The sequence below is a fragment of the Teichococcus wenyumeiae genome (assembly GCF_003696345.1).
Taxonomy (GTDB): domain Bacteria; phylum Pseudomonadota; class Alphaproteobacteria; order Acetobacterales; family Acetobacteraceae; genus Pseudoroseomonas; species Pseudoroseomonas wenyumeiae.
On sequence record NZ_RFLX01000072.1, the window covers coordinates 1 to 9,111 of the forward strand.

Sequence of the window (9,111 nt, forward strand, 5' to 3'; positions counted from 1 at the left end):
CACGGACGCCTCCTCTGAGTGGTGTTCAACACCTCCACTCTGGCACACCGATGCCGTCGGGGGGCGTCCACCCCATCAGAACCTGATCAGGCGCAGCGGTTCCTGTCAGCGCACGCTTTCATCTACGGCCATTTCCAGCCGCGGCGGCACCTGGTGTCCGCCAGCCAGTACGGAACCGCTCGCGCAAAAGCCTTCCGGATCTGGCGTCAGGAGACGTGCGCCCAGTTCGTAGTGTAAGGATCAGCGGGGTACTGCCGTCCGCCCGAACACGTCCCCTACTCAATAAGCTGACGATGCCCATAGAGACTTGGTCTTACAGCGGTGGTTCGGGTGCTTCTCTTGGCAAGGGAGGCCTCGGCTAACCGCGGGGGGAGAACAGGCGTGAAATCTTGCCGCTAAGCGAGCAGGGGCTGTGGCTTACCTACGGCTTGGAACTGGTACGAGCCTCATGGTGCGACAATGGTGATGCATTCAGAAGGCATTGATCCGGCTACCCTGCACGCTTGCCTGATATGGCTGGTTCATGACGTGGTGATGAGTGAGCCGTCTCAACTACATCACCCATCCCGAATGCCGCGACATCTTACGCCGTAAGACCTCAACGCATCTACGGATTGCAACATCGCATAGACTGTCATAGGTAGGTTATTGGTAAGCAACACTATTTGGGGGTGGGCCTGAGGTGCCTAATACAGCAAGCAGGAAGAGGCGCGGCACCACAGAGACAGTGGCGGCTCCATCTCCATCGATAGCAAAAATTCTTGTGTGCTCGTCCGGCAAGGGTGGCAGCGGCAAGACTTGCCTGACCCGGAACCTCGCCGTCTTCGCCGCACACGCAGGCCTTCGAGTGGCGACGGTCGATTTAGATCCGCAGCGGGGGCTGACGAACTGGCATGCCGTCCGTCCAGAGGATGCAGTTGTCATACCGAATGTTGCCGTCCCGCTATCCGACCTCCAAGATGCTATGCGTCAAGCTAGGGCCTTAGGAGAGCTGGACCTCATTATCGTTGACACCCCGCCTGGCGTGGATGCGTCCCCTGCGGAGATGCGTCAGCTTCTCCTCATGGCTGACTACGTTCTCGTGCCGACTGGTCAGGGGGCCGGGGACCTGCGTTCCGTAACTGAGTGGATGGCTTTCATCCGGAGGGAACAGAGACCGTCTGCCTTTGTCCTCAATCTCACAGTGCGCAGTGCGGGCAGCTTCGACCGAGCCAAGCAGCGCCTCATCGAAGCGGGAGATCTGTGCCCCTTTGATATTCGCCTCTATGAGAGCATTCGCGTCAGCGACGAGGTTGGGTTAGGTGTTGCTGAGATGAAGGGGGCTAACGGCCTCTCAGATATCCGAGGGGTGTTTACATTCGCCATGCACGCTATTGGCTTGAAGGTGCCCGCCGATGATTAAGACCTCTCCGAAGACCTTCTCCGCTAAGGACGTCAAAGCCCGGGCGGCTTCAGCCCCTATCGTCTCTACTACCTCCAGGAGCGAAGATTTCGCCGCAACGATTCTGCCGTTGAACAGGCCTGAAGACTACGTCCGGGAAATAGACAAGCTCTGGGCAGAGGCCCAGAAGCGGTTCCTCACAATTGGCCGGTACCTGCGCCACGCCATTCAAGCTAACAAGGGCGAATTCGAGTCCAAGATCCTACCTCAGCTACCCTTTGGGCGCGCCGTAGCATACCAGCTGAGAGAGGTAGCTGAGGCGGTAGAAAGCAAACGCTTTAAGGAAGCTGAGCTCCCGCGCAGCTACTCGGCAGCCTATTACCTGACGCTGATACCTGAAAAGCAGATCTCGCTAGCCCGCAGCCGGGGCCTTGTGCGTCCTCAGGCGGCTCGCTCTGAAATTATGCGTTTTCTAAAGGAACTCGCGCCTGTCAACACGTCGGAAGTCAAGCGGCAGGAGCTTCTAACTAAACGCCGTGAGCAGATCATGAAGCGGATCGCAAAGCTACGAGAAGAGATGGCTGAAATTGATCAGGAGCTCGGCAAAGTGGCAGCGATTGAGGGCGAGGCTGAAGAAGTACAGGCCTAATTGGGTCTTGGAAGAGAGCTGAGTGGCATCAGCGCTGTTAGAATATCTCTCCCGAACCGTTCTTCAGTCTAACCTCAAGTGCGTCGCCCGACGGTAGAGCGCCATGTAGCAGAGTGGCAGACCCACTGTCGGTATGCGCTCTGCCTGACGTAGTCCGGTCCTTTATCGATCAGCGCCGATGTGATCTTTTCCTTCGTAAGGAGCCACATCCGATTAGCGCTGGATGGGAGGAGGGGACGGTAGTAGCACCAGCCCACGGTCGCCGATCTCGACCTTGGCTTCCCGGTATGCTGCAAGAGCAAGCGCCAGGGGCTCCCTAAACTCAGCTTTGAAAGTGCGGAGCAGCTTCTCCCGGCCAAACTGCCGCCAGAGGGCTGTCCAAGAGATCGGCGTCTCGCTCTTAAGAGCCGGAAGCCGGAATGCAAGGAACAGATAGATATCTATAGCTCGGGGCGAGTTCTGGATATCTGCTATTGCCGCTCGGTCGACAGGGATGGGATGCCGTCGGAGTTCGTTGAAGAATGCTTCAGACAATCGGAGGCGCTCGACCATTGGTGTTCGCCGTTTGGTCCGCGGGTCCTCTTGGCTTGTGTATTCAAATGCCTCGACAATGCGCTCATTGACGATAATAGCGCGTCGGTCATTTCCTATCTTGAAGTCGAGTGTCAAACGGCAGATACGTTCGAGTTGATCTACCACCTTCCGAGACACTGGGCCGCCGCGGGACAGCCCCAGCCTGTTGAGCAACAAGTTTGGGTTTGGCCCGAGCTCGATATCCCGGCTGCCTTTCTCTAAGGCCTCAGATTGAAGGTCGATTAGCAGCAGACGGGCGATGGTGCCGGAAGGCACCGCAAGCGCTTCTCGGGTGCCGTCGTCGAGAACCCGCACCCCTGGCCGTACTAGAAGCTGCGCATAGTCCGTGGCAATTAGCCAGTCCTCACCTGCCGGATGCTCTCGGTGGGGAAGGCCGGCTAGGCACCAAGCGCTGTAAGTGTAGCCAAGCTCATGGGCACGCTCTGCTTCCCGTACAATAGCGCCAGACGCGGTATCAGCGATCCGCCGGCCGTTGCGCCCGCTCAGTGCTCGTTGGACAGGGGGCAGCGTTAAAGCTTCCGAAGTCCAGGCAGTTGCGCGAGCTTCCTCAAGGGCACCTTCTACCCCGTGGGCTGAAAGATGCTCATGGACGGTAAAAAGATTGGGGTGCTGGTCGGGGGCTTTCTTGGGAGGGCTCATCAACATCAACATCACCGTCGTCCGGTTCTGGATCGAAAACTGCAGGTTTGTCGATGTGTCCTTTGCCTACGCTGCATCATGCCACCGATGCGACTTCTGCCTACGCACAGCAATAATAAGGATTGAAACTAATAGTTATTGAAGTCCGCCGGCAAAGAACACAGGGATAACTTCTCAAGTTGTTGATAAATACATGATTTTTGATGTAGCCTTTAGGCGGTGTAGGCAGAAAACACATCTTTCAGTCGCTTTGCCGGCACCTCGTGTTGTAGGCAAAGATCACATCCGAAGCGCCGAATCAATGCGTAGGCAAAGATCGCATCTATCCGACTCGGACAACACGGCGGCCTAGCTGGAGCCGTAGGCAAAGATCACATCCAGTATGTCTTGCATCAAAAAGCTACGCCATCTATTTGCATGCAATGACAGCATCCGTAGCATGAGGGCACTATGGCTACGCTCATGGTCAGGAACTTGGATGACGATGTGGTCCGCGCTTTGCGTATCCGGGCCGCCGAGCATGGCCGCTCGGCTGAGGCGGAGCACCGCGAGATTTTGCGGCAGGCGCTCACCGGCAGCCGGCAGCAATCACCCCGTGCGGGCGCGGCAGAGCGCCTAGCGGAATTCCGCCGGCGGACGGCTGGCCGGGGCTCGGCATCAACCGCCGAACTGCTGCAGGAGAGTCGGGCTGGCCGGGCAGGGGGCCTCTTCGGCGGACCGGCCGCCTGAAGTGGCTCTGGTCGTCGATGCATCTGTCGCGCTGAAGTGGATTCTGGACGAACCTGACAGCCACCGCGCGCAGGCCTTGGCCGAGAGCCAGGAAGAGCTTTTGGTGCCGGACTTCCTGCTGCACGAAGCCACCAATATCTGCTGGCTGCAGGTCCGGAAGGGGCGATGGACGCCGGACGAAGCTCGGGAGGGATTGGCGCTGCTCCGGGCTCAGGTGCCGCCCACCCCCACGGGTGACCTGGATCTTCATGACGTTGCCTTGGAGATCGGCCTGACGACCAACCACTCGACCTATGACACCCTCTACGTGGCCTTCGCCGTGGCAATGGATGCCAGTGGTGTCGTGGTGGCCGATGGTCCGTTCCTCCGCGACATGGCAAACCACCCGGATCCGGTGCTGGCGCGCCTGCTGATCCCGCTGGCCGACTGGGGGTAGGCACAGCGGTTGGGCTAGGAATGGTTGGCGCAGGAGAGCATCAGGCCCCGCGACCCTCGTGTTTCCATTCGTAGCCGCACTCTCAGGCAGCCCGATGACCCAGGCTGCCTCACAGGAGAAAGGGCGCCAATGGTCCCGCAGTGCGCCTGGTAGAGGTCCTCGGCTCCGAATTCCACCGAGCCTCCGGCGCCGCCGCCCATCTCCTGATGGCGTCGCCGACGGCGCGCCTCAGACCACGCAATGAGCTTGCAGCTTGGTCACAGTGGTGACCATGGCACAGAGCAGGACGGCGATTCTACACGGGTGCCCTGCCAGTCCAGGCCGAGGCCGGCGACCACATCAACCTCGACCGGCAACAGCATGCAGACCCGTCGACAGCATCGCCACCGATTTGCGGCGCCGCCATGAATTGGACCTCGTCCAGCGGCATGGCCTGAGCGCCACATGGAATTTCGGGAGACCTCAGCTCTGGCAGAACCGCCACCGGCGCCACCGACAGACTCGGACTGTCATGAGCGGGGATGCGATAAGTCCCGCTACGAGTGTAGAAAGCGGGCTTAAGAAAGCTGACTCGCAGACCCTGCGCCTGGGCACAAACGGGGTGCTCTAGCAGCGCCGCCCTTTTGCCCGCGTACATCGGGCTGCAGGAGATCGTCAGCTGTCCGCGCGTCATCAGCGCGCCGCCAAGTGTTTGATGCCCCAGCTGGCCAGCAGGAGCAACTGAACTCAAACGCTTTGGGTCCTCGGGCGAGCGGCAGGGCACGGGATGAGCAGAGGGGATCGGTCGGCCATGCGGCGGATGTAGCGCCGGGGAGGGGAAGGCACCACGCGCCAGATTGCGGCAATCCAGGCGGGCGGCCAAGCCATAACACGATAAGTGGGGGTTATCGTGTCAGGGCGCCTGCGGTGGGTGTCCAGATAGTTGGTAACCGGACCTTCATTTGGCCAGTCTTTAGCCATGCTATTCGTAGCGCATGAGCATCAATCCAGAAAGCATTCGCCTAGGAATGCCTAGGCGGCGTGGACAAAGCTGATCCATAGGCGGATTGCAGCAAGTTGGACAAAGCCGAGGAAGCTGCTGGCTGTATGATCGTAGCGGGTAGCAACCCGGCGGCAGTCCTTTAAGCGGTTGATGCAGCGCTCGACGCGGTTGCGGAGGGCGTAGAGAGGCCGCTGAACGCTCTGCTGGATGCGCCTGTTACGCTTGGTCGGGATCTCCGGCTGCCCGCCGCGGTCGCGCACATCCTGTCGTATGACATCACTGTCGTAGCCGCGATCCGCGAGCAAGATGCCGGGGTCGCTGTCCCGCTCCTCCATCAACTCGCCGTAGACTGTGCTGTCATGCGCCTCCCCGGGCGTCAGCGTCAGGCTGATGGGCAAGCCATGAGCATTGGTGCGGAGATGAATCTTGGTCGAGAAGCCACCGCGCGAGCGTCCAAGACCCTGGCGGTGGTGAGATGCCAAAGGCGACGAACCACTTTTGCGCCAGCCGCGCAATGGTGTGCCCGGACGATGGTGCTGTCGATCATCTGGAGGGCGTCGGCATTGCCGCCACCATCGGCAAGCGCCTGTAATAGCACATCCCAGAGGCCGGAGGTGGTCCAGCGTCGATACTGCCGGTGGACGGAGTTCCAGTTGCCCAACTCAGGCGGCAGGTCGCGCCAGGGAATGCCTGTGCGCGCCACCCAGAAAGTGGCATCCAGCACCCGGCGGTGACTGCCAGGCGGGCGGCCACGGAAGGGGCCGGTCTCGACCACGAAGGGCTCGAAGAAGGCCCATTCCTTGTCCGTCAGCAAACCTCGCATCACCAGCGCCTCCCTCCAGGAGGCAGACTTGAATCACCTCAGGTTCAGGATGTGAAGCACCTTTGTCCACGCCGCCTAGAGCAAAGACCTTCCCGCCGTGGGATACGACATTGGTATTTGCGGCATTGTGACTGCCCATGGCACCATCAGATATAGTGTCCGTGCCACGCTTTTCGGCGAGCATCTTGGTCTTAACATAGCGATTCCGGTACCAGCGGGCAGCTCCTCCGGAAAGATCGACGCCGGGAAGCATGCCATCGCTGACGAACCAATGTTTTGTGAAATCGTGATCGATCGGATTGGGTCCGTTCCGCAGGTAAGCTCCATCGAGCTCCGGCGGAATGCTGCCTTCAACTCTGAGAATATCGCTCGAAACTTCCAATCTATAGGCGCGAAACTGCCGTTCGCGTGGAACGGGGCTACGGCGGGTGTTTCAGTCATGACTGTCTCTCAGATTTCTGTCAGAATTCTCTGCCGCGTCGATACAGCCAGTTTCTGGGACACGAACGGTTCCGCCGCCGGCCGGCCAAGTCTTGTCCCCATCTTGGAAATCTCATCCCACGGCCACGTCACTGTTGGCTTGTTAAAGCCGTCGAATGCATATATATATCGCTCAATGCAGAAGTCTATCGACACTGAGATCCCGAGTATGAATGAGGCGGCTGAGGACGAGAAGGCAACCAAGTCCCGGGGGCGTCCGCGCGAGTTCGATCGTGAGGCGGCTCTTGCGCAGGCGACTCGTCTTTTTTGGGCGAAGGGCTACGAAGCGACATCGATCATGGATCTGACCAAGGCGATGGGGATCGGATCGCCCAGTCTTTACGCCGCCTTTGGATCGAAGGAGGCGCTATATGCCGATGCGGTTCGGCATTATGGCGAGAACTACGAGCCGCTGTTCTGGCACAATTTCCAGGCCGCTTCGACTGCGAGGGAGGCCGTGGAATCGTTTCTCTTGGACACCGCTGCTGTGCTGAGCAGGGGCAGGGACGGTATCTCTACCGGTTGCATGATGGCGCTGTCTTCTGTCGGAAGCGAAGGCTCTGAGCAGTTGAATGAGCTGTTGCGATCGGCGCGCGCCGCGGCGCTGGAACGCCTCGAGGCTCGCATTCATCGGGCGTTTGCGGAGGGCGAGATTCCCGCATCGGTCGATCGACACGCTCTCGCACGCTATATGCAGACGGTGCAGGGGGGCATGTCCATTCTTGCACGCGACTTTGCGACCTACGCCGAACTTAAGGATGTAGCGGAGACCGCCATGATGGCATGGGATTCTCTGGTCGCCGATGAAAACGGCAGAGCCAAGACTTCAAAAAAGCGGCGCAAGTAGCAGTCTCATGATGTCTGTCCCTCGTGTAACGAGACGCCGTCTATTGGGTGGGTTGGCCTTAATCGGCCTGAGCTTAGTGTTAGCGACATCATGCGCGATGCAGCCGTTGGCGAGCTGACGCCGAGCAGCCTCATTGAAGCGCCGCACGATTTCAAGAGGTTCCTGGTCCCGCATCGCGATCATCGTGCGATCTTAAGCAGATGCGGCACCGCGCTGGACAAACCCGAGGCCAAGATGGTTACTTCGTAAGCTTCGTACGGTGCCGCAAATGCAATGATGAGCGCTACTACGAGGAACAACGACCCAAACAGGCCTGGTACCTTTGTACGCGCCTCTGCGGCCGGAATGGCAGTGCTCAACTTATTGCCTCTTGGCCCCAATCTCGTCGCTGACGAGGCTGGCGAGGAAGCCAGCTAGGGACCGGCAAAGGCAGGTCCCTAGCGCTTTCATCTGCGTGTTGACGATCAGGTGTTGAGCCCGCCGTCGACGTTCAGAATGGTTCCTGTGATGTGCTTGGCTGCTGGGCTTGCGTAGAACGTAACGGCGGCGGCGACATCGGCTCCTTCGCCATAGCGGCCCAGCGGCATCAGAGAGCGCTGCCATTCGGCCGATTCACCGTCAGCAGGATTCATGTCGGTGTTGGTCGATCCCGGCTGGACGAGATTGACAGTGATATCGCGCGGTCCGAGCTCGCGCGCGAGACCGCGAGTGAAGGCCTGGAGCGCCGCCTTTGTCATGTAATAAACCGATCCAGGCTCGCCGACAATGCGATCGACACCAGCCGATCCGATCGAGACGATACGCCCGCCAGCCTGCAGATAGGGGATTGCCGCCTGAGCCGCCAGGATGGGCGACCGGACGTTGACGCTGAGCATCGCGTCGATCTCATCGACGGCGATATCAGCGATCAGATTGTAAAGGATGATGCCGGCGTTGTTTACAAGGATGTCCAACCCACCCAGAGCGCCGACAGCTTCATCGACTGAGCGCTTGACCGCTGTCGGGTCAGCGCTGTCCGCCTGAATGGCGAAAGCCTTGCGGCCCTTCGCCTCGATCACCTTGACAACTTCAGCGGCGCGATCGGCCGATCCCGCATAAGTGATTGCCACATCGGCACCCTTGTCCGCGAGCGCCTGCGCAATAGCAGCACCGATTCCGCGCGAAGCCCCTGTCACTAGCGCTCGCTTTCCAATCAGTTCGCTCATCGATTGGCTCATTCCGTAACGTACGACATAGAAAAACTAAGCATACCCTCTCTGAGCGTCAAGACGTTCTGTGATGATCAATCGATAAATGCATCGTAGCGGTGCGAACTCGTGCCAGCATGCCCACACTGGGACGTCGCGCGAAGGTGGGCGAGGTCTGACAAACATTATATGCCAAACACCATAGAATCCACTTGACCGCCGTTCGCGGAGGCGCCACCGGTTATCTGACGATCAATTCAGAATATGGAATATGGCTCAGGCTAGCGTCAATTCAGGCCCTCGCACTCGCGGCAGGCCGCGTAAGTTCGATCGAGACGCCGCGTTGGCACAAGCAACGTGCCTA

The 9,111-nt window shown here is 59.4% G+C and carries 10 protein-coding genes and 1 pseudogene; 6 read left to right on the forward strand and 5 right to left on the reverse strand.

What is annotated here, in order from left to right; genetic code table 11:
- Positions 1-727: 727 nt before the first annotated feature.
- Together EBE87_RS30585 and EBE87_RS26735 are read left to right on the forward strand one after the other, a co-directional pair.
- Complete coding sequence (locus EBE87_RS30585; protein WP_367605421.1) at positions 728-1,402, forward strand: ParA family protein; 675 nt, start codon at positions 728-730, stop codon at positions 1,400-1,402.
- Positions 1,395-2,030, forward strand: a complete 636-nt coding sequence (locus tag EBE87_RS26735) for a hypothetical protein (protein WP_122140279.1) — start codon at positions 1,395-1,397, stop codon at positions 2,028-2,030. Before EBE87_RS30585 ends, EBE87_RS26735 begins: the two co-directional genes overlap by 8 nt.
- Positions 2,031-2,243: 213 nt before the next feature.
- On the opposite strand, the gene EBE87_RS26740 is transcribed toward EBE87_RS26735, so the two are convergent.
- Entirely contained in the window at positions 2,244-2,918 is a 675-nt protein-coding gene (locus EBE87_RS26740; RefSeq protein WP_233553409.1) for a replication protein RepA, read from the reverse strand.
- 807 nt (positions 2,919-3,725) lie between these two features.
- Between EBE87_RS26740 and EBE87_RS30710 the strand changes: the two genes are divergently transcribed.
- Positions 3,726-3,992 (forward strand): FitA-like ribbon-helix-helix domain-containing protein, encoded by a 267-nt coding sequence (locus tag EBE87_RS30710; RefSeq protein ID WP_408887767.1) that lies wholly within the window; start codon positions 3,726-3,728, stop codon positions 3,990-3,992.
- A 1-nt stretch (position 3,993) separates the two neighbouring features.
- Entirely contained in the window at positions 3,994-4,428 is a 435-nt protein-coding gene (locus EBE87_RS26750) for a type II toxin-antitoxin system VapC family toxin (protein ID WP_158601025.1), read from the forward strand.
- A gap of 295 nt (positions 4,429-4,723) precedes the next feature.
- Here the strand turns inward: EBE87_RS26750 and EBE87_RS30590 are convergent, their stop codons facing one another.
- From EBE87_RS30590 to EBE87_RS30595, 3 genes and pseudogenes are all read right to left on the reverse strand, one after another.
- Complete coding sequence (locus tag EBE87_RS30590) at positions 4,724-5,101, reverse strand: thymidine kinase (protein WP_120640439.1); 378 nt, start codon at positions 5,099-5,101, stop codon at positions 4,724-4,726.
- 338 nt (positions 5,102-5,439) lie between these two features.
- Positions 5,440-6,185 (reverse strand): annotated as a pseudogene (locus EBE87_RS26760) (IS5 family transposase).
- Complete coding sequence (locus EBE87_RS30595) at positions 6,073-6,615, reverse strand: carotenoid oxygenase family protein (protein ID WP_120640440.1); 543 nt, start codon at positions 6,613-6,615, stop codon at positions 6,073-6,075. The pseudogene EBE87_RS26760 and the gene EBE87_RS30595 overlap by 113 nt, the downstream one beginning before the upstream one ends.
- 267 nt (positions 6,616-6,882) lie before the next feature.
- On the opposite strand from EBE87_RS30595, the gene EBE87_RS30600 reads away from it, so the two are divergent.
- Together EBE87_RS30600 and EBE87_RS30605 are read left to right on the forward strand one after the other, a co-directional pair.
- Positions 6,883-7,560, forward strand: a complete 678-nt coding sequence (locus EBE87_RS30600) for a TetR/AcrR family transcriptional regulator (protein WP_199707842.1) — start codon at positions 6,883-6,885, stop codon at positions 7,558-7,560.
- Between the two features lie 10 nt (positions 7,561-7,570).
- Positions 7,571-7,678, forward strand: coding sequence for a twin-arginine translocation signal domain-containing protein (locus tag EBE87_RS30605; RefSeq protein ID WP_367605422.1), 108 nt, complete (start codon positions 7,571-7,573; stop codon positions 7,676-7,678).
- Between the two features lie 346 nt (positions 7,679-8,024).
- Here the strand turns inward: EBE87_RS30605 and EBE87_RS26780 are convergent, their stop codons facing one another.
- Positions 8,025-8,765 carry an SDR family NAD(P)-dependent oxidoreductase gene (locus tag EBE87_RS26780; protein ID WP_120640443.1) on the reverse strand — a complete coding sequence of 247 codons (741 nt, stop codon included), beginning with the start codon at positions 8,763-8,765 and terminating at the stop codon, positions 8,025-8,027.
- Positions 8,766-9,111 lie beyond the last annotated feature (346 nt).

Bases quoted from the DNA above. Each gene is read 5' to 3' on its own strand.
- EBE87_RS30605 (WP_367605422.1), top strand. From the start codon at position 7,571: ATGTCTGTCCCTCGTGTAACGAGACGCCGTCTATTGGGTGGGTTGGCC.
- EBE87_RS26735 (WP_122140279.1), top strand. From the start codon at position 1,395: ATGATTAAGACCTCTCCGAAGACCTTCTCCGCTAAGGACGTCAAAGCC.
- EBE87_RS30710 (WP_408887767.1), top strand. From the start codon at position 3,726: ATGGTCAGGAACTTGGATGACGATGTGGTCCGCGCTTTGCGTATCCGG.
- EBE87_RS30590 (WP_120640439.1), bottom strand. From the start codon at position 5,101: ATGACGCGCGGACAGCTGACGATCTCCTGCAGCCCGATGTACGCGGGC.
- EBE87_RS30600 (WP_199707842.1), top strand. From the start codon at position 6,883: ATGAATGAGGCGGCTGAGGACGAGAAGGCAACCAAGTCCCGGGGGCGT.
- EBE87_RS26780 (WP_120640443.1), bottom strand. From the start codon at position 8,765: ATGAGCGAACTGATTGGAAAGCGAGCGCTAGTGACAGGGGCTTCGCGC.